General features: G+C 62.2%; 19 protein-coding genes. 11 read left to right on the top strand and 8 right to left on the bottom strand.

Going from position 1 to position 21,789, the window contains the following annotated elements; translation table 11 throughout:
- Positions 1-58 precede the first annotated feature (58 nt).
- The 8 genes from C2U40_RS03500 to proX all read left to right on the top strand — a co-directional run bounded on the left by C2U40_RS03500 (position 59) and on the right by proX (position 6,379).
- A complete protein-coding gene (locus C2U40_RS03500) occupies positions 59-400 on the top strand; it encodes a DUF3135 domain-containing protein (protein ID WP_011707145.1) in 342 nt (113 codons plus the stop codon).
- A 235-nt stretch (positions 401-635) separates the two neighbouring features.
- The gene (locus C2U40_RS03505) at positions 636-1,433 is read left to right on the top strand and encodes a threonine/serine exporter family protein (protein ID WP_011707144.1); all 798 of its coding nucleotides are present in this window, start codon (positions 636-638) and stop codon (positions 1,431-1,433) included.
- On the top strand, positions 1,430-1,555 hold the full coding sequence (locus tag C2U40_RS26820) for a hypothetical protein (protein WP_258040490.1): 126 nt from the start codon (positions 1,430-1,432) through the stop codon (positions 1,553-1,555). The genes C2U40_RS03505 and C2U40_RS26820 overlap by 4 nt, the downstream gene beginning before the upstream one ends.
- The gene (locus C2U40_RS03510; protein WP_011707143.1) at positions 1,552-2,019 is read left to right on the top strand and encodes a threonine/serine exporter family protein; all 468 of its coding nucleotides are present in this window, start codon (positions 1,552-1,554) and stop codon (positions 2,017-2,019) included. The genes C2U40_RS26820 and C2U40_RS03510 overlap by 4 nt, the downstream gene beginning before the upstream one ends.
- Before the next feature lie 24 nt (positions 2,020-2,043).
- Positions 2,044-2,535, top strand: a complete 492-nt coding sequence (gene folA / locus C2U40_RS03515) for a type 3 dihydrofolate reductase (protein WP_103828085.1) — start codon at positions 2,044-2,046, stop codon at positions 2,533-2,535.
- 501 nt (positions 2,536-3,036) lie between these two features.
- Entirely contained in the window at positions 3,037-4,233 is a 1,197-nt protein-coding gene (proV, locus tag C2U40_RS03520) for a glycine betaine/L-proline ABC transporter ATP-binding protein ProV (RefSeq protein WP_103828086.1), read from the top strand.
- Entirely contained in the window at positions 4,230-5,381 is a 1,152-nt protein-coding gene (proW, locus tag C2U40_RS03525; protein WP_103828087.1) for a glycine betaine/L-proline ABC transporter permease ProW, read from the top strand. The genes proV and proW overlap by 4 nt, the downstream gene beginning before the upstream one ends.
- Positions 5,378-6,379, top strand: a complete 1,002-nt coding sequence (gene proX, locus C2U40_RS03530; protein ID WP_103828088.1) for a glycine betaine/L-proline ABC transporter substrate-binding protein ProX — start codon at positions 5,378-5,380, stop codon at positions 6,377-6,379. The genes proW and proX overlap by 4 nt, the downstream gene beginning before the upstream one ends.
- A gap of 91 nt (positions 6,380-6,470) precedes the next feature.
- Here the strand turns inward: proX and C2U40_RS03535 are convergent, their stop codons facing one another.
- The 3 genes from C2U40_RS03535 to C2U40_RS03545 are packed head-to-tail and all read right to left on the bottom strand — an operon-like array spanning position 6,471 to position 10,769.
- Complete coding sequence (locus tag C2U40_RS03535; RefSeq protein WP_103828089.1) at positions 6,471-7,277, bottom strand: phosphoadenylyl-sulfate reductase; 807 nt, start codon at positions 7,275-7,277, stop codon at positions 6,471-6,473.
- Entirely contained in the window at positions 7,267-8,979 is a 1,713-nt protein-coding gene (cysI, locus tag C2U40_RS03540; protein WP_043162018.1) for an assimilatory sulfite reductase (NADPH) hemoprotein subunit, read from the bottom strand. The genes C2U40_RS03535 and cysI overlap by 11 nt, the downstream gene beginning before the upstream one ends.
- On the bottom strand, positions 8,979-10,769 hold the full coding sequence (locus tag C2U40_RS03545; protein ID WP_181014832.1) for an assimilatory sulfite reductase (NADPH) flavoprotein subunit: 1,791 nt from the start codon (positions 10,767-10,769) through the stop codon (positions 8,979-8,981). The genes cysI and C2U40_RS03545 overlap by 1 nt, the downstream gene beginning before the upstream one ends.
- 198 nt (positions 10,770-10,967) lie before the next feature.
- Between C2U40_RS03545 and C2U40_RS03550 the strand changes: the two genes are divergently transcribed.
- Positions 10,968-11,771, top strand: coding sequence for a PhzF family phenazine biosynthesis protein (locus C2U40_RS03550; RefSeq protein ID WP_103828091.1), 804 nt, complete (start codon positions 10,968-10,970; stop codon positions 11,769-11,771).
- A gap of 133 nt (positions 11,772-11,904) precedes the next feature.
- Here C2U40_RS03550 and lysS read toward each other — a convergent pair whose 3' ends face one another.
- A complete protein-coding gene (lysS, locus tag C2U40_RS03555) occupies positions 11,905-13,440 on the bottom strand; it encodes a lysine--tRNA ligase (protein WP_011707134.1) in 1,536 nt (511 codons plus the stop codon).
- 24 nt (positions 13,441-13,464) lie between these two features.
- Positions 13,465-14,563, bottom strand: a protein-coding gene (gene prfB / locus C2U40_RS03560; RefSeq protein WP_011707133.1) for a peptide chain release factor 2 whose coding sequence is annotated in 2 segments (ribosomal slippage) — positions 13,465-14,487 and positions 14,489-14,563 — 1,098 coding nt in all. Because the reading frame shifts where the segments join, the coding sequence is not laid out codon by codon here.
- Positions 14,564-14,816: 253 nt separating this feature from the next.
- Between prfB and C2U40_RS03565 the strand changes: the two genes are divergently transcribed.
- Positions 14,817-16,688: a methyl-accepting chemotaxis protein gene (locus C2U40_RS03565; protein ID WP_011707132.1), complete on the top strand. Its 1,872-nt coding sequence runs from the start codon at positions 14,817-14,819 to the stop codon at positions 16,686-16,688.
- Positions 16,689-16,870: 182 nt separating this feature from the next.
- Here C2U40_RS03565 and gltS read toward each other — a convergent pair whose 3' ends face one another.
- Positions 16,871-18,070, bottom strand: a complete 1,200-nt coding sequence (gltS, locus tag C2U40_RS03570; protein WP_016351764.1) for a sodium/glutamate symporter — start codon at positions 18,068-18,070, stop codon at positions 16,871-16,873.
- Between the two features lie 514 nt (positions 18,071-18,584).
- On the opposite strand from gltS, the gene ansA reads away from it, so the two are divergent.
- A complete protein-coding gene (gene ansA / locus C2U40_RS03575) occupies positions 18,585-19,592 on the top strand; it encodes an asparaginase (protein WP_011707130.1) in 1,008 nt (335 codons plus the stop codon).
- A 251-nt stretch (positions 19,593-19,843) separates the two neighbouring features.
- Here the strand turns inward: ansA and C2U40_RS03580 are convergent, their stop codons facing one another.
- Positions 19,844-20,137 (bottom strand): YeaC family protein, encoded by a 294-nt coding sequence (locus C2U40_RS03580; RefSeq protein WP_011707127.1) that lies wholly within the window; start codon positions 20,135-20,137, stop codon positions 19,844-19,846.
- A gap of 40 nt (positions 20,138-20,177) precedes the next feature.
- The gene (locus C2U40_RS03585) at positions 20,178-21,608 is read right to left on the bottom strand and encodes a glyceraldehyde-3-phosphate dehydrogenase (protein WP_017409322.1); all 1,431 of its coding nucleotides are present in this window, start codon (positions 21,606-21,608) and stop codon (positions 20,178-20,180) included.
- Positions 21,609-21,789 lie beyond the last annotated feature (181 nt).

The raw sequence follows: 21,789 nt of genomic DNA on the forward strand, positions 1-21,789 counted from the left end.
ATGAACCGATTGTTGTTGTTTGAGTATCACCATGCAGCGGCTGGCCGCGGGAGGGCATATGGAGTTGCCTGATTTTGATACCTTGAAACGGTTGGCGGTGGCGGAGCCCGAGCGGCTCGACGAGTTGCTGCAGCAGCAGATTGAAGGGCTGATCGACCGGGTCAGCCCGCAGCAGCAAATGCGTCTGCGCGGTCTGCAATTTCGCATCGACTGTCAGCGCCAGCTGGCCAAAAACAACCTGGACAGCTGCATCCGGATTGCCGCCATGATGCACGACTCCTTTTATTCCATGCGTTGTGAAATGGTTCATCTCAATGATCCTGATTATGCTGAACCATTGCCGGAATATAAGGAGAACAATGTCCTCTATTTCAGCAATTATTACCGCAAGAAAAAATAATATTATTCCCGAGTAATTATTGAAATATATCCCCGTTATTCTGCGCGGTTGCCGGGTGAGGCCGGCTGACCAACGTTGAACAGTTTGGCGTGATTTGTAATCCATTTGATGTATTTTTGTGTCGCCTTTTATTTTATTTGAGTTTGGTTATTGGCGTGATATGTGTAGATGTATGGCGCCGATTGTTAGGCTAATATGGCGAGACTTTTTTAATTTGCTACGACTCGAAGGGATTATGAGAAGTATCACACCAAGACGGGTGCTGTCGCGGGAGCAGCAGACGGAAATCACCCGCATTATCGTCAAGGTGGGCCAGATGCTGGCCCAGTTCGGCGCCGAGAGTCGCATCATCGAGCAGACCACGGTCCGGCTCGGCATGGCGCTCGGGCTGGAGAGCGTCGAGATGGCTATCTCCTCCAGCGCCATCGTGCTCACCAGCCTCTATCAGGGCAGTTGCGTCACCACCACCCGGCGGGTGCGCGAGCACGGCATCAACATGCAGGTGGTGTGCGAGATCCAGCGCATCTGCATCATGGCGGAGAAGGAGCTGATCGGCGCACGGGAAGTGCGTCAGCGGCTCGATGCCATAGTGCCGTTTCACTATCACCCCTGGCTGGTGGTGCCCATGGTGGGGCTCTCCTGCGGCGCCTTCAGCCTGCTGTTCGGCGGTGACTGGCCCATCTTCCTGGTGACCTGCTTCTCGGCCTCGGTCGCCATGCGGGTACGCCAGCTGATTGCCCGCCATCACCACAGCCCCCTCATCAACTTTGCCGCCACCGGTTTCATCGCCACCCTGCTCGCCTCCAGCGCCACCTTCTTCAACTGGGGGGCGCAGCCCTATCTCGCCATGGCGGCCAGCGTACTGCTGCTGGTGCCGGGCTTTCCGCTCATCAATGCGGTCTCCGACATGGTGAAGGGTTACTTCAACATGGGGCTGGCACGCTGGGGCACGGCGACCCTGCTGACCATCAGCGCGGCGATAGGGATTATTCTCGCCATGTCGGTGACCGGCATCTGGGGGTGGAAGGTATGAAGAGCTTTGACGTGGTATCGATTCTGTTGATCGGGGCAAACCGGCTATCCATCAGCGTGCGGATCCATATCGGTATCATCCTCGCCATGTCGGTGACCGGCATCTGGGGGTGGAAGGTATGATGGATTTCATCTGGCTGCTGGCCAAGGATGCCTTCTGGTCGGCCATTCCGGCAGTGGGGTTTGCCATGCTGTTCAACGTGCCGCCACGGATGTTGAAGTACTGTGCCATGGGCGGCGCGCTGGCTCACAGCCTGCGCACCCTGCTGATCCATCAGGGCATGCCCATCGAGTGGGCCACCCTGGCGGCGGCGACCACGGTCGGCTTTGTCTGCGTCTACTGGTCGCGCCGGCTGCTGGCGCCGCGCCCGGTGTTCAGCGTTGCCTCCATCATCCCGATGATCCCGGGTAGCTATGCGTTCAAGGCGATGATTGCGGTGGTGGAGCTCAATATCTCCGGAGTGACCATGGAGCTTATCCAGAGCGCGGTGGAAAACGGGCTCAAGGCGTTGTTTATCGTGGGGGCCCTGAGTTTCGGTTTGGCGATCCCCTCTCTGGTCGTGTACCGTAACCGCCCCATTATCTGACCGACGGTTCGAGAGGTTGACCCCATGATGATTTCCATGATTGCCGCCATGGCCCACGATCGGGTGATAGGGCTGGACAACCAGATGCCCTGGCACTTACCGGCGGATCTGGCCCACTTCAAGCGGGTGACCCTGGGCAAGCCGGTGCTGATGGGGCGCAAGACCTTTGAATCCATCGGACGGCCGCTGCCCGGCCGTCGCAATCTGGTGATCAGCCGCAATCCCGACTACAGGGCCGACGGCGTGGAGGTCATCGACTCGGTGGACGCGGCGCTGGCGCTGCTGGTCGGCAGCGACGTGGCCGAGCTGATGGTGATCGGCGGCGGTCATCTCTACGGCCAGCTACTGCCACGGGCCGACAGACTCTATCTGACCCGCATCGATCTGGCGGTGGAGGGGGATACCCGCTTCCCGGCCTTCGACGAGGGTGACTGGTCGTGCATCGAGCGTGAGTCACATCAGCCCGACGAGAAGAATCCCCACTCCTACTGTTTCGAGACCTGGCAGCGGCGCTGACGGACGACGTTACCGCTCTGGCAGATAAAAGGCCCCTTGTGCTGCACAAGGGGCCTTTTTGTTGTCCGTAGCTGCAGCGCGAGGGATGAATGACAGCGTTGGTCAGGGCATCGATTGACCTGCGCCCTCTCTGTTTTTCTCCCTAAAGTGGACTTGAAAATAATTAGCTATCTAATCATTTTCTTACCCTTGGCAGATACGCGAGGTGCCTTCCTTGTCTGGCGCATTATCTTGACCTTTTCCCGGCCTTCTTCCTCAATCAACCCGGCATTGCGATTGAATTTGTTTGCATTTTATGGCCCGGTACAGGGGCTTGTACCATCTTTTGATGAATTTTTATGATGTTAAATAACCCTTAAAAATCAATAAATTATGATTTAATCTTTTTGTTTGGACTCTTTTGGTTCTTTTGTTTTGGCTGTTAATTACTTAGTGTTAAAAGTAATTGGCTCACGTTCGACGATTTGCCTGGCAAGTCGTCGGCCAAGAAAAAAGGACAATATGACAGTCAAACTCGAGGTTAAATCACTCTACAAAATCTTCGGCGATCAGCCGGAAAAAGCGTTCAAATTGCTGGCCAAAGGGCATGACCGCGCCAGCATCCTGCAAAAAACCGGGCAGACCCTGGGGGTCCAGGATGTCAATCTGGTCATCGACGAAGGGGAGATCTTCGTGGTGATGGGCCTCTCCGGCTCGGGCAAATCCACCCTGGTGCGTCTCTTCAACCGGCTGATCGAGCCGACCCGCGGCCAGGTGCTGATCGATGGCGAGGACATCGCCGCCATCTCCGACAGCGAGCTGCGTCAGGTGCGGCGCAAGAAGATCAGCATGGTATTCCAGTCCTTCGCCCTGATGCCGCACCTGAGCGTGCTGGAAAACACCGCCTTCGGGCTGGAGCTGGCCGGTGTGCCGCTGGCGGAGCGCCAGCAGAGCGCCCGCCAGGCGCTCCATCAGGTGGGGCTGGGTCAGTGGACTGATGCCTTCCCCGATTCCCTCTCCGGCGGCATGAAGCAGCGGGTCGGCCTGGCCCGGGCGCTTGCCAACGACCCCGACATCCTGCTGATGGACGAGGCTTTCTCCGCGCTGGATCCGCTGATCCGCACCGAGATGCAGGATGAGCTGCTCAAGCTGCAGGCCAGCCAGCAGCGCACCATCGTCTTCATCTCTCACGATCTGGACGAGGCGATGCGCATCGGCGATCGCATTGCCATCATGCAGGACGGCCAGCTGGTGCAGGTCGGTACCCCGGACGAGATCCTCAACCAGCCCGCCAACGACTATGTGCGCGCCTTCTTTCGCGGGGTGGATCTGGCCAACGTGTTCAGCGCGCGCGATGTGGCCAGCCGCAAGCAGATGCCGCTCATCAAGAAGCACACCACCGACGGGCCGGGCAACGCCCTGCGCCAGCTCAAGGAGCAGGAGCGGGAGTTCGGTTACGTGGTGGATCGCCGGCGTCGCTTCATCGGGGTCGTCTCGGTGGAGTCGCTCGGTCAGGCGGTCAGGGCCAAAGGCAGACTGGAGCAGGCGCTGCTGGCGGACATCCAGCCCATTCTGGCGGACACCGCCCTCAACGAACTGATCAGCCAGGTGGCGGCCGCCCCCTGTCAGGTGCCCGTGGTCGAGGAGGATGGCACTTACCTGGGCCTCATCTCCAAGGCCAACCTGCTGAACACCCTGGACAGGAGTACCCCGGCATGAAGCGGATGAATCCCCATTTTTTACTGAGCGGGCTGCTGGCCCTGGTGCTGCTGGCGAGTCCCTCCCTGCGTGCCGATGAGGCTGCTGTCGACCCCTGGGGGGCCAGTGCGGCCGCCACCGAGGTTGCCGATCCCTGGGGCAGTACCGACGCTGAGGCTACCGACTGGCAGAACCAGATCGAGGCGGTCGACACCACTGCCGCCGTCGACTGGCTGGATCCCTTCCAGCAGGCGCTGATGCCGCTGGATAGCTGGGTCGAGGGCGGTATCGGCTGGCTGGTGGACAACCTGCGTCCCGTGTTTCAGCTGATCCGCGCGCCGGTGGAGCTGGCGCTGGGCGGCATGACCCATCTGCTGCAGACGGTGCCCTCCACCCTGATGATCGGCCTGCTGACCCTGATCGCCTGGCAACTGGTGAACGGCCGCATGGCGCTGGGAACCCTGTTCTCGCTAGTGGTGGTGGGGCTGATCGGCGCCTGGTCAGATGCCATGGTGACCCTGTCGCTGGTGCTGACGTCGCTGTTCTTCTGCGTGCTGATCGGGCTGCCGGTCGGCATCCTGCTGGCGAGGAGCGAGCGACTGTCGCGCTGGACCCGGCCGCTGCTGGATGCGATGCAGACCACGCCGGCCTTCGTCTACCTCATTCCCATCGTCATGCTGTTCGGCATCGGCAACGTGCCCGGGGTGGTAGTGACCGTCATCTTCGCGCTGCCGCCGATGATCCGGCTGACCATGCTGGGCATTCGCCAGGTGCCTGCGGATCTGGTGGAAGCGGCCCACTCGTTCGGCGCCAGCCCCTCCCAGTTGCTGTTCAAGGTACAGCTGCCGCTCGCCATGCCCACCATCATGGCCGGGGTCAACCAGACCCTGATGCTGGCACTCTCCATGGTGGTGATCGCCTCCATGATCGCGGTGGGGGGCCTCGGCCAGATGGTGCTGCGCGGCATTGGCCGGCTCGACATGGGGCTCGCCTCCATCGGCGGCCTCGGCATCGTGCTGCTGGCCATCGTGCTCGACCGCCTGACCCAGGCGATGGGACAGCCGGATCGCAGCCGTACCGGCCGCTGGTATCAACGCGGCCCCGCCGCCCTGCTGCTGCGCCTGCTGGGCCGCGACAAGTCTATCGATTACAAAGGAGTAAATGCATGAGACTCATCACCAAGACGCTGACCCTGGGGTCCCTGCTGTTGAGCTCCCAACTGCTCGGCCCGCTCGCCATGGCCAGCACCGAGCTGCCGGGGGAGGGCGTGCGCGTCCAGCCCTTGCAGAGCTCGTTGCCGGAGGAGAGCTTCCAGACCCTGCTGGTCAGCAAGCTGATGGTGCGCCTCGGCTATGACGTCCAGCCAGCCCAGGAGGTGGACTACAACGTGGCCTACGCCTCGGTGGCACAGGGGGATGGCACCTTCCTCGCCTTCAACTGGATACCGCTGCAAAACAACAAATATGAGCAGGCGGGGGGGGACAAGGTGTTCTTCCGTGAGGGCACCTATGTGGCCGGGGCCGCGCAGGGCTATCTCATCGACAAGCAGACCGCGACCCGCTACGGCATCACCAACCTGGGTCAGCTCAAGGATCCCAAGCTGGCGGCGCTGTTTGACGGCGATGGCGACGGCAAGGCCGACCTGGTGGGCTGCAACCCGGGTTGGGGCTGCGAAGAGGCGATCAACCGTCATCTGGCTGGCTTTGGTCTGACCCCGACCGTCACCCACAAGCAGGGCAACTACGCGGCGCTGATCGCAGATACCCGTGCCCGTTACCAGGCCGGCAAGCCGGTGCTCTACTACACCTGGACCCCCTACTGGCTCAGCAGCGAGCTGGTGCCGGGCAAGGATGTGGTGTGGCTGGAGGTGCCCGCCGACGGCCCTGATGCGGCCAAGACCCGGCTGCCGAACGGCAAGAACTACGGCTTCCCGGTCAACACCATGCACATCGTCGCCAACAAGCAGTTCGCCGAGGCCAACCCGGCAGCCGCCAGGCTGTTCTCCATCGTCAAGCTGCCGCTCAATGACATCAACGTCCAGAACGGCCTGATGAACAAGGGGCAGAACAAGCCGGCGGACGTGGAACGTCACGCCGACGCCTGGCTCAAGGGCCACGAGGCGCTGGTGAATGACTGGCTGACCCAGGCGCGCGCCGCCGCCAAGTAATGAGGGGCGGTAGCTCGCTCTTTGCGCAAAGAAAAACGCCCGGCAGTTGCCGGGCGTTTTTTATGGGAGCCGTGCGGGCGGGCCCTCTGGCTCAGATGCCGGAGCCGTCGTTCTCGCCGTTCTCCTCGTGCAAGCCGCATTCGCGCTTGAGGCCGAAGAAGCGGGTCTGCTCCTCGCTCATGCCGGGCTCCCACTTGGTGGTGGTGTGCACGTCGCCCACCGACAGGTAGCCCTGCTCCCACAGCGGGTGGTAGGGCAGGTCGAACTCCTTGAAGTAGTAGAAGACGTCCTTGTTGCTCCAGTCGATCACCGGCAGGAACTTGAAGCGGCCGCGCTGGATGGCCAGCACCGGCAGCTTGCCCCGGCTGCCTGACTGCTCCCGGCGCAGGCCCGAGAACCAGGTGCGGGCACCGAGCTCGTTCAGGGCGCGGTCCATCGGCTCTACCTTGTTGAGCTGGTTGTAGTGGGTGATCCCCTCAACTCCCTGCTCCCACAGGAGGCCGAAGCGGGCCTCCTGCCAGGCCGGACTGAGCTCGGCCCGGTAGATTTTGAGGTTGAGCGCGAGCCGCTCGGTCAGCTCGTCGATGAAGCGGTAGGTCTCGGGGAAGAGATAACCGGTATCGGTCAGCACCACCGGCACGTCGGCCCGCTCGCGGTTCACCAGGTGCAGCATCAGCGCCGCCTGGATGCCGAAGCTCGATGACAGCACGTGCTCTCCCGGCAGGTTGGCCAGGGCCCAGCGCACCCGCTCGGGGGCGCTGATGGCATCGAGAGCCCGATTGATAGGGGCCAGCGCTTCGACCTGCTCCTCGCGACTCAAGGCCAGCAGGGCGTCGAGGTCGAGCCGGCCGTCGGCGGTGCGCGCCAGCCGCTCTGTATCGGTCTGATCAGGCTGCATAGAAGTCCCTCGCGGAGTCGATGACCGGGGCTATGATGCCGGCGCGGATGACGAAGTCGCCGAAGCACTCGCCCGCGTTGCGATCCTTGGCCCAGCGACCGATCAGGGCATCCAGCTCGGCCAGGATCTGCGGCTCCGTGATGTTCTCCAGGTGCAGGCGCGGGATGCGGGTTCCCTCTAGGTTGCCACCCAGGTGCAGGTTGTAGCGCCCCGGCGCCTTGCCCACCAGACCCACCTCCGCCAGCATGGCGCGGCCGCAGCCGTTGGGGCAGCCGGTGACCCGGAAGATGATGGCGTCATCGGCCAGGCCGTGCTTGGCCAGCAGCCCCTCGATGTCGGTGACGAAGGCCGGCAGCATGCGTTCCGCCTCGGCCATCGCCAGCGGGCAGGTGGGCAGGGCCACGCAGGCCATGGACTGCTTGCGCTGCTCGCTCACGCCGTCATCCAGCAGGCCATACTGGCGTGCCAGCGCTTCGATGCGGGCCTTCTCGCCGGCAGGCACGCCGGCGATGATCAGGTTCTGGTTGGCGGTGAGGCGAAAATCCCCCTGATGTACCTTGGCGATCTCCAGCATGCCGGTCTTGAGGGGCTTGCCCGGGAAGTCCAGCAGGCGGCCGTTCTCGATAAACAGGGTCAGGTGGTGCTTGCCGTCGATCCCCTCAACCCAACCGAAGCGATCGCCACGGCTGGTGAACTCATAGGGGCGTACCGGCCCGAACTGGATGCCGGCGCGGCTCTCCACCTCGGCCTTGAAGGCCTCGACGCCGACGCGCTCGAGGGTGTACTTGGTCTTGGCGTTTTTGCGGTTGACCCGGTTGCCCCAGTCGCGCTGGGTGCTGACCACGGCGGCCGCCACTTCCAGCACGTGGGAGAGCGGCACGAAGCCGAAATCGCTCGCCTTGCGCGGGTAGGTGCTGGTGTCGCCGTGGGTCATGGCCAGACCCCCGCCCACCAGCACGTTGAAGCCCACCAGCTTGCCGTGATCACTGATGGCCACGAAGTTGAGATCGTTGGCGTGGATGTCCACGTCGTTGTGGGGCGGGATCACCACAGTGGTCTTGAACTTGCGCGGCAGGTAGTTGGAACCCAGGATCGGCTCCTCGTCACCCCCCAGCTTCTCGCCGTCCAGCCAGATCTCCACGTAGGCGCGGGTCTTGGGCAGCAGGTGTTCGGAGATCTTCTTGGCCCACTCGTAGGCCTCCTGATGCAGCTCGGACTCCACCGGGTTGCTGGTGCAGAGCACGTTGCGGTTCACGTCGCCGGCGGTGGCTATGCTGTCGATGCCGGTGCTGTTGAGGGTCTGGTGCATCATCTTGATGTCACGCTTGAGCACCCCGTGGAACTGGAAGGTCTGGCGGGTGGTCAGGCGGATGCTGCCGTACAGGCTGTGATCCTCGGCGAACTTGTCGATCACCTGCCACTGGGCCGGGGTGATGATGCCGCCGGGCAGGCGGGCGCGCAGCATGACGTTGTGCAGCGGCTCCAGTTTCTGGGCGGTGCGCTCCGGGCGAATGTCGCGGTCATCCTGCTGGTACATGCCGTGAAAGCGGATCAGCTGGAAGTTGTCGCCGTTGAAGCCGCCGGTGAGCGGGTCTGTGAGATCCTGCGCTATGGTGCCGCGCAGATGATCGCTCTCGCGTTTCAGACGTTCGTTGTCGGCCAGCGGTCCTTCCACCGGTCCCGGAATCACTTGTTTGCTCATCAATAGACATCCCTTTGATAACGTTTGGCACGACGCAATTCGCTCAAATACTCTTCTGCTTCCTCACGGCTCTTGTGGCCATGTTCCGCAATCACATCCAGCAGGGCTTCCTGCACATCTTTCGCCATCTGGTTGGCATCGCCGCACACATAGAAGTGAGCGCCTGCTTCCAGCCACTGGTAGAGCTCCTGGCCCGCTTCCCGCAGGCGGTGCTGTACATAGACCTTCTCGGCCTGATCCCGGCTGAAGGCCAGCGAGATCTTGCTGAGCAGCCCGCTCTTCACATAACGCTGCCACTCCACCTGATAGAGGAAATCCTGGGTGAAATGCGGGTTGCCGAAGAACAGCCAGTTGTTGCCCTCGGCCCCCTGGGCCTCGCGCTCCTGCAGGAAGGCGCGAAACGGTGCAATGCCGGTACCCGGGCCCACCATGATGACGGGGGTGTCGGGGTTTGGCGGCAGGCGGAAGTTGTCGTTGTGCTCGACGAATACCCGCACCTCGGCATCTTCGGCCAGCCGATCCGCCAGATAGGAGGAGGCGGCGCCACTGCGCACAGTGCCATCTTCCTGCGGGTAGCGCACCACGCCGACGGTCAGGTGCACCTCTTCTTCCACCTCGCTCTGGCTGGAGGCGATGGAGTAGAGGCGAGGGGTGAGCGGGCGCAGCAGGCCCAGCAGCTGTTCGGCAGTGAGCGCGGTCGGGAAGCGTTTCAGCACATCCACCACCTGGGCAGGGGCCACCAGGGCGTTGACCTGGGCCTTGTCGCCAGCCAGATCTTTCAGTGCCGCATTGCCAGAGATCTCGGCAAGACCGGTAATGAAGCCGCCGTGCAAGCGGGTCAGCTCCAGCTCGCGGCTGAGCACTTCGCGCAGACTGCCGCGGGCGGTGGCCTCGTCGCCGGAGAGACCGGCCAGCGCCAGCACCTCGTTCACCAGTGCGGGGTCGTTGTCAAACCAGATGCCGAGGGCATCGCCCGGCTGGTAGCGGATGCCTGACTCTTCAAGGCTGATCTCGATGTGGCGGATATCCTTGGTCGAGTCGCGGCCGGTGATCTTCTGATTGACCGAGAGCCTGGCCGGGAAGGGGTTCTCCTTGCTGTACTGGCTGTGGCCGACAGCCTGCTGTACCGCGCTGGCCACGCTGCTGTTGGCGGGACCGGCGGAGAGGGTGGCGGCGATGGCATTGAGCGCCTGCTCGCCCCACGCCTTGGCGGCATCCTGATAATCCACGTCCAGGCTGGCGAGCTCATGCACCCGATCGGCGCCAGCCTTGGTCAGCAGGCTGTCAAAGTCCTTGCCGGTCTGGCAGAAGAATTCATAGGAGCTGTCACCCAGCCCCAGCACGGCGAACTTGAGCCCTTCCAGCTTGCCAACCTTGCCCTTCTTGAGCTGCTCGAACAGATCGACTGCGCTCTCCGGCGGTTCACCCTCCCCGTAAGTGCTCACTACCACCAGCAGGTGGGTCTCTTTCTTGAGCTGCTTGGGTTTGTAGTCCGCCATGGAGGTGAGGGTCACCGGCAGGCCGCGCGCCTCGGCCTGCGCCTTGATGGCGCTGGCCACGCCCTTGGCGTTGCCGGTCTGGGAGCCGTAGAGAATGGTCAGATTGCCGCTGGGGGCAGTGGCGGCTGCGCCGGTCACGGCCGGCTGGCTGCCCGCCAGGGAGAGACCGTAGAGATAACCGCTGACCCAGGCCAGTTGCTGGGTGTTGAGGGTCGATAGCGCCTGGCTCAGCTGTCGCTGCTGCTCGTCGGAGAGGGGAGTCAGGTTGGTCAGGGAGTCCTTCAATTGCATCACACACGTCTTCCATGGTCTGATTTTTGGTCAGGTTAAGGGGTGTGATGGATAACAACAAAGAATAAAAATGTCTTTTTTATTCTATTACTGCATTAAAACGGTGATGGAGAGGGGCGCAACGCGACTCAGGTCGACAGGGCTCTCATGGTATAAAAGGCGATGAATGAACCCGTATTACCCACACAGGAAGCGTGAATGTCGACCATCAGCTTGTTTCATGTCAATGCCTTCAGCCGGCAGCCCTTTGGCGGCAACCCGGCGGTGGTGGCGTTGGGGCCGAGTCAGCCGGATGCCACCCTGCTGGCCATGGCGGCCGAGTTCAACCAGTCGGAGACCGCCTTTATGGTGCCCCTTGGCCATGCCCGCTATCAGCTGCGCTGGTTCACTCCCGAGCTGGAAGTGGATCTCTGTGGCCACGGCACTCTGGCAGCGGCCCACGTGCTGTGGCAGACGGGGGCGGTGGCAGGGGATGAGGTCATCCACTTCGAGACCCGCAGCGGTGAGCTGCTGGCCCAATGTGAAGGGGAGTGGATCTGGCTCGTTTTCCCGCGCATTGCCACGGCGCCGCTCGTTCTGGATCCGGCCTATGCGGCTGCGGTCGGTTGCCAGCCGCTGCAAACCCTGGCGGCTGGCGCCAAGTTCTTGCTGGCGCTGACCAGCGAGGAGGAGGTTCGTGCGCTCACCCCAGATTTTCACGCCCTGCGCGCCCTGCCAGGCCGAGGCCTGATGGTGACGGCGCCCTCGCGCGATCCGGACCATGACTTCGTCTCCCGCTACTTCGCCCCCTGGGTCGGGGTGGATGAGGATCCGGTGACCGGCTCCAACCACTGCGCCCTGGTGCCCTTCTGGGCCGAACGGCTGGGCAAACGGCGGCTGCGGGCTCGCCAGATCTCGGCCCGGAGAGGGGAGCTGCGGCTAGAACTGCAGGATAATCGGGTGCTGATGGCCGGTCAGGCCGTCACCTTGTGGCAGGGGGTGTGGCTGCTGCCAGCGGCCTGATAAGCGGCAAGCTGGCGGCGTATTGAAGGTTCGCCACCGGTTTGTGCCTGCCATAAAAAACGCCCCGCAGTGGCGGGGCGTTTTGATTGTCATGGACGGCAGCTGCGCTGCTGCGGCCCTGTTTCTTCGGCTCTTACTTTTGTGGACGCAAGGCCGGGAACAGGATGACGTCGCGGATGGTGTGGCTGTTGGTGAACAGCATCACCAGACGGTCGATACCGATACCCTGACCGGCAGTCGGCGGCAGACCGTGTTCCAGCGCGGTCACGAAGTCGGCGTCGTAGAACATGGCTTCGTCATCGCCTGCGGCTTTCTGGTCAACCTGAGCCTGGAAGCGCTCGGCCTGATCTTCCGCATCGTTCAGCTCGGAGAAGCCGTTGGCCAGCTCGCGGCCGCCGATGAAGAATTCGAAGCGGTCGGTGACGTCCGGGTTCTGGTCGTTGCGACGGGCCAGCGGAGAAACGGCGGCCGGGTACTCGGTGATGAAGGTCGGTTGCAGCAGCATGTGCTCCACGGTCTCTTCGAAGATCGCGGTGATCACGTGGCCCAGTTCCCAGCTCTTCATCAGCTCGATGTGCAGGCGCTTGGCGACGGCGGTGGCCTTCTCCAGGGTCGCCAGATCGTCACGGGTCACATCCGGGTTGTACTTCAGGATGGAGTCAACCATGGAGAGGCGCTGGAACGGCTGACCGAAATCGATGGTCAGGCCCTCTTCGCCCTCTTTGGCGTAACGGATCTTGGTGTCGCCCAGGATGTCCTGCGCCAGGGTGCGCAGCATCTCTTCGGTGAGATCCATCAGATCGATGTAGTCGGCGTAGGCCATATAGAACTCGAGCATGGTGAACTCGGGGTTATGGCGAACGGAGATACCTTCGTTACGGAAGTTGCGGTTGATCTCGTAGACACGCTCGAAACCACCGACCACCAGACGCTTCAGATAGAGTTCCGGAGCGATACGCAGGTACATGTCGATGTCCAGCGCATTGTGGTGGGTGATGAACGGACGGGCAGAGGCGCCACCCGGGATGACCTGCATCATGGGGGTTTCCACTTCCATGAAGCGCTTGTCGTTCAGGAACTTGCGGATACCGGCCACGACCTTGGTACGGGTCACGAAGGTCTTGCGGGACTCTTCGTTGGCGATCAGATCCAGGTAACGCTGACGGCAGCGGGCTTCCTGGTCGGTCAGACCTTTGTGCTTCTCGGGCAGCGGGCGCAGGGCCTTGGTCAGCAGGCGAATGTCGGAGACATGAACGGAGAGTTCGCCTGTGTTGGTGCGGAACAGGGTACCTTCGACACCCACGATGTCGCCCAGATCCCACTTCTTGAACTGCTCGTTGTAGAAGCCTTCCGGCAGGTCGTCACGGGTGACGTAGACCTGGATCTTGCCAGCCATGTCCTGCAGGGTGGCGAAAGATGCCTTGCCCATGATCCGGCGGGTCATGATGCGACCGGCAATCTTCACCCGTTTACCCAGTGCGGCCAGTTCGTCGGCGCTCTTGTCACCAAACTCGGCGTGCAGATCGCCGGAGAGGCTGTCACGACGGAAGTCGTTGGGGAAGGGGTTGCCCTGGGCGCGCAAGGCGGCCAGCTTGGAACGACGCTCCTGCATCTCGTTGTTCAGATCGAGAGTTTGGTCGACTTCCGGAGTAGTGGTTTGTTCAGACATGGTGATTCCTGCTGTTCTGTTTTTTTACAGGCCTGATTTCAGGCTAGCTTCGATAAACTTGTCCAAGTCGCCGTCGAGTACCGCTTGGGTGTTGCGGGTTTCGACGCCGGTACGTAGATCCTTGATGCGCGCATCATCCAGCACATAGGAACGGATCTGGCTGCCCCAGCCGATATCGGACTTGGTCTCTTCGAGGGCTTGCTTCTCGGCATTCTGCTTCTGAATTTCCAGCTCGTAGAGCTTGGCCTTCAGCTGCTTCATACACTGATCTTTGTTTTTGTGCTGGGAACGATCGTTCTGGCACTGTACCACGACCCCAGTAGGAATGTGGGTAATACGTACCGCGGATTCGGTCCGGTTGACGTGCTGACCACCGGCGCCGGAGGCACGGTAGACGTCGATACGCAGGTCGGCCGGGTTGATCTCGATGTCGATGTCATCGTCGATCTCGGGGTAGACGAACACCGAGCAGAACGAGGTGTGGCGACGGCCACCGGAATCGAACGGGGATTTGCGCACCAGGCGGTGGACGCCGGTCTCGGTACGCAGCCAGCCGAACGCATACTCACCGGTGAACTTGATGGTGGCGGACTTGATGCCGGCCACGTCGCCTTCGGAGCATTCAATCAGCTCGGGCTTGTAGCCGTGGGCATCGCCCCAGCGCAGGTACATGCGCAGGACCATGTTGGCCCAATCCTGCGCTTCGGTACCACCGGAGCCGGACTGGATGTCGATGTAGCAGTCGGAGGGGTCGTGCTGACCGGAGAACATGCGGCGGAACTCGAGATCCACCAGCTTGGTTTCCAGCACGTCGGCTTCGGCCACGGCTTCGTTGAAGGTGTCTTCGTCTTCACCTTCCACGGCCAGCTCGACCAGCATGGCCACGTCGTCAGCGCCCTGAGTCAGGGTGTCGATGGTGCCGACCACGTTTTCCAGCGCCACGCGCTCCTTGCCCAGCGCCTGTGCGCGCTCGGGTTCATTCCAGACGTCCGGCTGTTCCAGCTCGGCGTTGACCTCTTCTAGACGCTCTTTCTTGGCGTCATAGTCAAAGGTACCCCCTAAGCAGCTCGGTCCTCTCAGACAGCTCCTTAAGCTTGTTTAATACAGGATTGACTTCAAACATCGTGAAAACTCTCGGGGTCGATGTGATTTAAAAACGGGATATTCTAGCCAATTGTGGAAGGAATAAACAGGGTCGGCTGTCCTTGTGCGTGCCTCGTAGTCAATTTCTGGTGCAGTTTTCCCCAACTCGGTGGAAAATATCGCCCGCCGGCCCATTTTCCGGTTTAGTTTTGCGCCGACGGGTCGTTAATAACTACGCAGTGCTGTGCACTTTTTGGGAAATCCTGTTCCTGACCTCATAAGAAGAACGCATGATGAAAAACCTATCACTCAAGCAGAAGATACTGTTGTCGGTGGTGATCGCCCTGTCGCTGGTGATCCTGCTGCTCTCCTGGCAGAGCTATACCAGCCAGAAGTCCCTGTTGCTGCAAGGCAGTCAGGAACAGGTACAACGCCTCGGCAGCCAGCAGGCGGCCAGTGTCAGTGACTGGCTCGCGGCCCGTCGCGACGTCATTCAGGCGCTCGGCAACAAGGCCGGTGCCGAACCCCTCAACGCCCTGCAACAGGCGCAAGTCTCCGGTCGCTTCCAGCTCACCTATTTTGGCGAGAGCGGCGGCAAGATGAACGACTCCGACCCCTCCATCAACCGTGACGGTTACGATCCCCGCTCCCGTGGCTGGTATCAGGAAGCCATGAGCAAGGGCGGCCTGATCGTGACCAAACCCTATCTGGATGTGGCTTACAACATCATGGTGGTGACCCTGGCCCAGCCGGCTCAGGGCGGCGTGGTCGGTGGCGACCTCTCCATTGCCTCGCTGGTGGAAGACGTCACCAAGATGAAGCTGCCGGCCGATGGTTTCGCCATCATGATGCACAAGGACGGTACCGTCATCGCCTACAAGGACGCCGCCAAGGCGATGAAACCGGCCACCGAGATCGACAACGATCTGACCAATGCCCTGATCGAGCAGAGCAAGACCAGCAACAGCCTGGTGCCGGCCTACTTCGACAACGAAGGGCGCGACAAGCTGCTGTGGGCGGTGGATATCCCCGATACCGACTGGGAGCTGGTGCTGGTACTGGACAAGGAGACCCTGGAGGCGCCGCTCTCTTCCCTGCTGATGACCCAGCTCGGCCTGGCCCTGCTGGTGCTGGTGGGCAGCATCCTCGCCATCTCCTGGCTGGTCAGCATGCTGCTCGGCCCGCTCAGCAAGGTCTCCCAGGCCCTGGCGCGCATCGCCGACGGTAACGGCGATCTGACCCAGCGCATCAAGATCGACACCAACGACGAAGTGGGTCAGCTGGCCAACAGCTTCAACCGCTTCGTCGGCAGCCAGCACCAGCTGATCGGCAATATCCGCAAGCTGGCCAACGAGCTGAACGCCGATGCCGAGCGTAGTCTGGTGACCAACCAGGCCGCCGTGGACGAGCTGCAGCGCCAGCAGCAGGAAGTGACCATGGTCGCCACTGCCGTCACCGAGATGGCGAGCGCCACCATGGAGATCGCCGGCAACGCCGAGAACACCGCCGCTGCGGCCCAGCAATCCGCCCAGAGCAGTGAGCAGGGCAAAATGCTGGTGAACCAGACCCGTCAGTCCATCAACGGTCTGGCCGAGGAAGTGGGGCAGGCGACCGAGGTGATCGGCGAGCTGAGCCGCCATGCCCAGGCCATCTCCGGCATCCTCTCCACCATTCAGGGCATCGCCGAGCAGACCAACCTGCTGGCGCTGAACGCGGCCATCGAAGCGGCCCGCGCCGGTGAACAGGGTCGCGGTTTCGCGGTGGTGGCGGACGAGGTGCGGGTGCTGTCGCGCCGTACCCAGGACTCCACCCAGGAGATCCAGTCCACCATCGAGACCCTGCAGCAGACCACGGCCCGTGCGGTGAGCCTGATGCAGACCAGCCAGGGGCTGGCGGACAACAGCGTGAAAGACGCCGATGCCGCTGCCGCCGCGCTCGAAGAGATCACCCAGGCGGTGTCGCTCATCTCCGACATGGCGGGTCAGATCGCCACGGCCGCCGAGGAGCAGACCCAGGTGACCGGCGAGATCACCCAGAACACCACCGCCATCAAGGATGTGAGCGACGAGATCACCGCCGCCGCCATGCGCGATCTGGATCAGGCCGAAAGCCTGAAGGGCCGGGCCACCGACCTGAACCAGCAGGTCTCGACCTTTATCCTGTAAGTGTTTGAACGCGGCGAGCACGGCCGCAGTGACAAAGCCCCGCCCTCTGCCGAGTGCGGGGCTTTTTGTTTATGTGACTCGCCGCGGGCAGCCATGAAGGGTGGGGGGCGCCGCTCGCGAGCAGAAAAGGCAGAGCCCACCAAGGGGTGGGCTCTGTTCATAGACGTCTGACGGGAAAGGAATTACAGGAAGGGCAGTGCCAGGAACAGCTTGATCACCATGGCGTTGATGATGTCGATGAAGAAGGCGCCCACCATGGGCACCACCAGAAACGCCAGGTGGGAGGGGCCGAAGCGCTGGGTGATGGCCTGCATGTTGGCAATGGCGGTGGGGGTGGCCCCCAGACCAAAACCGCAGTGGCCTGCCGCCAGCACGGCTGCGTCGTAGTTGCTGCCCATCACCCGGAAGGTGACGAAGATGGCGTAGAGCGCCATGGCCACGGTCTGGGCCGCCAGCAGGACGAAGATGGGCAGCGCCAGGTTGGCCAGATCCCACAGTCGCAGGCTCATCAGCGCCATCGCCAGGAACAGCGACAGGCTGACGTTGCCGAGCAGGGAGACTTCGCGGTCGCTCACTTCATGCCAGTTCAGCAGGGTCAGCACGTTGCGCAGCAGCACGCCGACGAACAGCACGCAGACGAACACCGGCAGCTCGAAGGCGCCGCCCTTGAGGTAGGCGGAGAGCATCTCGCCCCCCTTCAGGCTGATGGCGATCAGCGCCAGGGTCTCGATCAGGCTGAAGGTGGTGAGCGGGCGCTCCATGTCCGGCATCTCGAAGCCTTGCGGCGCGTCATCCCGGTTGTGCTCCTCGCCGGGTACTTTCACCTTCTTCACCAGATAGCGGGCGACCGGGCCGCCGATGAGGCCGCCTAGCACCAGGCCGAAGGTGGCACAGGCGATGGCCAGTTCGGCGGCGGATTGCACCCCGTACTTCTCGGTGAAGGTGGCGCCCCAGGCCGCCCCGGTGCCGTGGCCGCCGGAGAGGGTGATGGAGCCGGCCAGCAGCCCCATGTGGGGATCCAGACCGAGCAGGGTCGCCAGACCCACGCCCAGGCTGTTTTGCACCAGCAGCAGGCCGGTGACCACCAGCAGGAAGGTGAGCACCGCCTTGCCGCCGCGCTTGAGGCTGGCGAGATCGGCGGAGAGACCGATGGAGGCGAAGAACGCCAGCATCAGCGGGGTTTGCAGGCTGGTATCGAACTGCAGCTCCATCTGCAGGGTGGAGCGCAGCAGCAGCAGCACCAGGGCGACCACCAGGCCGCCGGCAACCGGTTTGGGGATGTTGAAGGTTCGTAGCAGCCCGACTCGGGTCACCAGCAAACGACCGAGCAGCAACACCAGGGTGGCTGCGACCAGGGTGGCGTAGGAATCAAGTTGTAGCATTCAGTACTCCCATGTTGATTGGCTGTGTCTTTCGTTGATGCAGACTCACAGATTCAGCCGGGATAAAAACAGTGTGGCTCAGGTGCCAACAAAGAAGGGGCGACATGCCCCCGCCCCACGTAAAAATGGGACCAGTGCGGGCCTGAACGGATCAGGCTTCCAGATGAGATTTATGAAAAATCGAGCGGATAGTAGCAAAAAGCACCACTTATATCCACATTTGTCAGATAAATGGTCATTCTTGATGTATCTTGTGACATTTAACACTATTGGGTTAGTCGCCGTTTAATACCGGCCGCAGGCCATTTCCCGGCTGTCATTTGGGGCGCCAGTCCCTATAATTCGGCGTTTTTTGGCCCGCCGGACGGCACTGGTGGGATGTGAGCCGGCGGCCCGGCGCGCTATCATGGGCGGGCTTTCGGCCCATGGCGAATACGGCGGGCAGTCGATGCCGCCGTTTCGCCCCGGGTGAGTCACGATTCGCGGGTGTTGTGCCCATCAAAGAGGAGAGGGTGTGAAGAAGTCCATCTACATCGCCTACACAGGCGGCACCATAGGGATGCAGCGTTCCGACCATGGCTATGTGCCGATGGCGGGCTTCATGGAAGACTGTCTGGCGCGGATGCCCGAGTTCCATCGTCCCGAGATGCCGGATTACCATATTCACGAATATGCGCCCCTCATCGACTCTTCCGACATGACGCCGGCGGACTGGCAGCGCATCGCCGAGGATATTAAAGGCAACTACGACAAGTACGACGGTTTCGTCATTCTGCACGGCACCGACACCATGTCGTTCACCGCCTCGGCGCTCTCCTTCATGCTCGAGGATCTGCACAAGCCGGTGATCATCACCGGCTCCCAGATCCCGCTCGCCGAGCTGCGCTCCGACGGTCAGCAGAACCTGCTCAACGCCCTCTATATCGCGGCCAACTACCCGATCCACGAGGTGACGCTGTTCTTCAACAACCAGCTCTATCGCGGCAACCGCAGCAAGAAGGTACACGCCGATGGCTTCCACGCCTTCGATTCACCCAACTACCCGCCGCTGCTCAATGCCGGCATCGCCATCTCGCTGGAAGCGGGCGAGCTGGGCGTACCGTCCGAGCGGCCGCTGGTGCTGCACGACATCACCCCCCAGCCCATCGGCGTGGTGACCCTCTACCCCGGCATCTCGGCCGAGGTGATCGCCAACATCCTGCAGCAGCCGGTGCGGGCGCTGATCCTGCTCTCGTTCGGGGTGGGCAATGCGCCGCAGAATCCGGCCATGCTGGCGCTGCTCTCCGAAGCGTCGGCCCGCGGCGTCATCATCGTCAACCTGAGCCAATGCCTGCACGGCAAGGTCAACATGGGGGGCTATGCCACCGGCAATGCGCTGTCCCGGGCCGGGGTCATCTCGGGCTTTGACATGACCGCCGAGGCGGCGCTGACCAAGCTGCACTTCCTGCTGAGCCAGGATCTGCCGGCGCCGCGCATCCGCGAGCTAATGCAGCAGTCGCTGCGTGGGGAGCTGACCCCCTGACTGGTTTCCCCCTCACCCTAACCCTCTCCCAGCGGGAGAGGGGATAGATCGAGGTGGCGAGGTTTGCCATGAAGATCGCCGGCAGGTGGCCCGCTTACTGTTCGCAGGTGTGAGCCTGCTCCCTTCTCCCATGGCGGGAGAAGGGCCGGGGATGAGGGGATGAGTCATCCTGCATAGATAGGAAAAAAGAGGGGAGCCATCATGGCTCCCCTCTCTGCTGTGGCCACCGCGGGCGGCCTGGCGGGTCAGACTCAGTGGTTGAGGTCGACCCGCACTATCTCTTCCTCGTCGCGATACTGACGCTTGAGCTCGCTCTTGCTCTTCATCACGATCTCGCCGTCACGGCCGATATTCATGTGCTCGGGGTTGTCGAGGTGCATCGCCTGCCAGGCCATCACGGCCTGCAGGGAAGTGGCCTTCTGCTCGTCGGTGAGCGGCTTGCCATCGGGCCACTTGCCGAGCTCGACCGCCGTCTTGAGGCGCTCGTACACCTCTGCGGGCATCTGCCTGATTGCTTGTAGAAACTCACCTTGTTGAAACGACATCCGGCCTTCTCCTTGCACATTGAGCCATGACGAATCGGGATCAGGCCGGCAGATCCTGGCGAACCGCGCCAGCCATCTGCTCCATCACCCGCACTACCTGACAACTGTACCCGAACTCGTTGTCATACCATACGTAGAGCACGCAGTGATCCCCTTCGGCGATGGTGGCCTGAGAGTCGACGATGCCCGCAAAACGGGAGCCCACCATGTCGGAAGAGACCAGCTCGGTGCTGGCGCTAAAGTCGATCTGGCGATGCAGGGCGGAGCTCAGCGCCATCTGCTGCAGATAGGCGTTGAGGCTCTCCCGATCGGTGGTCTGTTCCAGCGACAGATTGATGATGGCCAGCGACACGTTGGGGGTGGGCACCCGGATGGCGTTGCCGGTCAGCTTGCCCTTGAGCTCGGGCAGCGCCTTGGCCACCGCCTTGGCGGCGCCGGTGCTGGTCATCACCATGTTGAGGGCTGCGCTGCGGCCGCGTCGCTCGCCCTTGTGATAGTTGTCGATCAGGTTCTGGTCGTTGGTGTAGGAGTGCACCGTCTCCACGTGGCCGTGGCGGATGCCGTACTTGTCCTGCATCACCTTGAGCACCGGAGTGATGGCGTTGGTGGTGCAGGAGGCGGCGGAGATGATCTTGTCATCGGGCCCTATCACCTCGTGGTTGACCCCGAACACCACGTTCTTCATCTCCCCCTTGCCGGGGGCAGTCAGCAGCACCCGGGCGGCGCCGCGCGCCTTGAGGTGTTCAGACAGCCCCGCCTCGTCGCGCCAGACCCCGGTGTTGTCGACGATCAGCGCATCGTGAATGCCGTAGGCGGTGTAGTCGATGTCGGCCGGGCTGTTTGCATAGATCACCTGGATGAAGGTGCCATTGGCGATGATGGCACTGCGTTCCACATCCACCTCGATGGAGCCGTTGAAGGGGCCGTGCACCGAGTCGCGGCGCAGCAGGCTGGCACGCTTCTCCAGATCCCCATCACGACCGCCGCGCACCACGATGGCGCGCAGCCGCAGCGAGTTGGCGGCGCCGGTGCGCTCGATCAGCAGCCGGGCCAGCAGGCGACCGATGCGGCCAAAGCCGTACAGCACCACGTCGGTGGGGGCCGGCACGCCGCGCCCCAGGGCCGGTGCCAGCTTGGCACGCAGGTAGTCGTCGATGCCGGCTTCATCCTGGTGATCCTGCCAGTAACCCACGGCCAGCTTGCCCAGATCGATCTCGGCAGCGGTCGGGTTCAGGGCCAGGATGGCTTGCAGCAGGGGAAAGCTCTGTTGGATCGGGAGGGGGGCTCCCTGGTGGCGGCGAACGACCCGGTGGGCCTTGAGGATATCGATGGTGGAGGCGTTTTGCAGTGGGCGGCCGTAGAGGGTGATCTCGATCCCCTGCTGGCGGTAGAGGCGACCGATCAAGGGTTGCATGGCTTCGGCGAGCTCCTGGCTCTCCTGCCACGCCTGCAGATAGTGCTCGTGGGTCATTAACCAGATCCTTTATTTCACGTTGTTGGGGCAAATAGAAATTCGTCGAATGCAGATCAGTGTAGGGGTGTATATTTCGTTATATTATTCTGCAGTCGCGGCCTTATACGGCGCGCGCATTGTAATGGATATGTAATCTGTTTGCTAGCCAAGGGTGGCCATGGCAGGCTGCGATTGTTAC

It is taken from the genome of Aeromonas sp. ASNIH4 (assembly GCF_002934425.1).
In the GTDB taxonomy this organism is placed as follows: domain Bacteria; phylum Pseudomonadota; class Gammaproteobacteria; order Enterobacterales; family Aeromonadaceae; genus Aeromonas; species Aeromonas hydrophila.

Excerpts from the sequence above, each read along its gene's own strand:
- C2U40_RS03500 (WP_011707145.1), top strand. The coding sequence starts at position 59 with ATGGAGTTGCCTGATTTTGATACCTTGAAACGGTTGGCGGTGGCGGAG.
- C2U40_RS03505 (WP_011707144.1), top strand. The coding sequence starts at position 636 with ATGAGAAGTATCACACCAAGACGGGTGCTGTCGCGGGAGCAGCAGACG.
- C2U40_RS03535 (WP_103828089.1), bottom strand. The coding sequence starts at position 7,277 with ATGCAGCCTGATCAGACCGATACAGAGCGGCTGGCGCGCACCGCCGAC.
- proV (WP_103828086.1), top strand. The coding sequence starts at position 3,037 with ATGACAGTCAAACTCGAGGTTAAATCACTCTACAAAATCTTCGGCGAT.
- C2U40_RS26820 (WP_258040490.1), top strand. The coding sequence starts at position 1,430 with ATGAAGAGCTTTGACGTGGTATCGATTCTGTTGATCGGGGCAAACCGG.
- C2U40_RS03580 (WP_011707127.1), bottom strand. The coding sequence starts at position 20,137 with ATGTCGTTTCAACAAGGTGAGTTTCTACAAGCAATCAGGCAGATGCCC.
- C2U40_RS03550 (WP_103828091.1), top strand. The coding sequence starts at position 10,968 with ATGTCGACCATCAGCTTGTTTCATGTCAATGCCTTCAGCCGGCAGCCC.
- cysI (WP_043162018.1), bottom strand. The coding sequence starts at position 8,979 with ATGAGCAAACAAGTGATTCCGGGACCGGTGGAAGGACCGCTGGCCGAC.
- C2U40_RS03510 (WP_011707143.1), top strand. The coding sequence starts at position 1,552 with ATGATGGATTTCATCTGGCTGCTGGCCAAGGATGCCTTCTGGTCGGCC.
- C2U40_RS03565 (WP_011707132.1), top strand. The coding sequence starts at position 14,817 with ATGAAAAACCTATCACTCAAGCAGAAGATACTGTTGTCGGTGGTGATC.
- C2U40_RS03545 (WP_181014832.1), bottom strand. The coding sequence starts at position 10,769 with ATGCAATTGAAGGACTCCCTGACCAACCTGACTCCCCTCTCCGACGAG.
- C2U40_RS03585 (WP_017409322.1), bottom strand. The coding sequence starts at position 21,608 with ATGACCCACGAGCACTATCTGCAGGCGTGGCAGGAGAGCCAGGAGCTC.
- proX (WP_103828088.1), top strand. The coding sequence starts at position 5,378 with ATGAGACTCATCACCAAGACGCTGACCCTGGGGTCCCTGCTGTTGAGC.
- lysS (WP_011707134.1), bottom strand. The coding sequence starts at position 13,440 with ATGTCTGAACAAACCACTACTCCGGAAGTCGACCAAACTCTCGATCTG.
- folA (WP_103828085.1), top strand. The coding sequence starts at position 2,044 with ATGATGATTTCCATGATTGCCGCCATGGCCCACGATCGGGTGATAGGG.
- gltS (WP_016351764.1), bottom strand. The coding sequence starts at position 18,070 with ATGCTACAACTTGATTCCTACGCCACCCTGGTCGCAGCCACCCTGGTG.
- proW (WP_103828087.1), top strand. The coding sequence starts at position 4,230 with ATGAAGCGGATGAATCCCCATTTTTTACTGAGCGGGCTGCTGGCCCTG.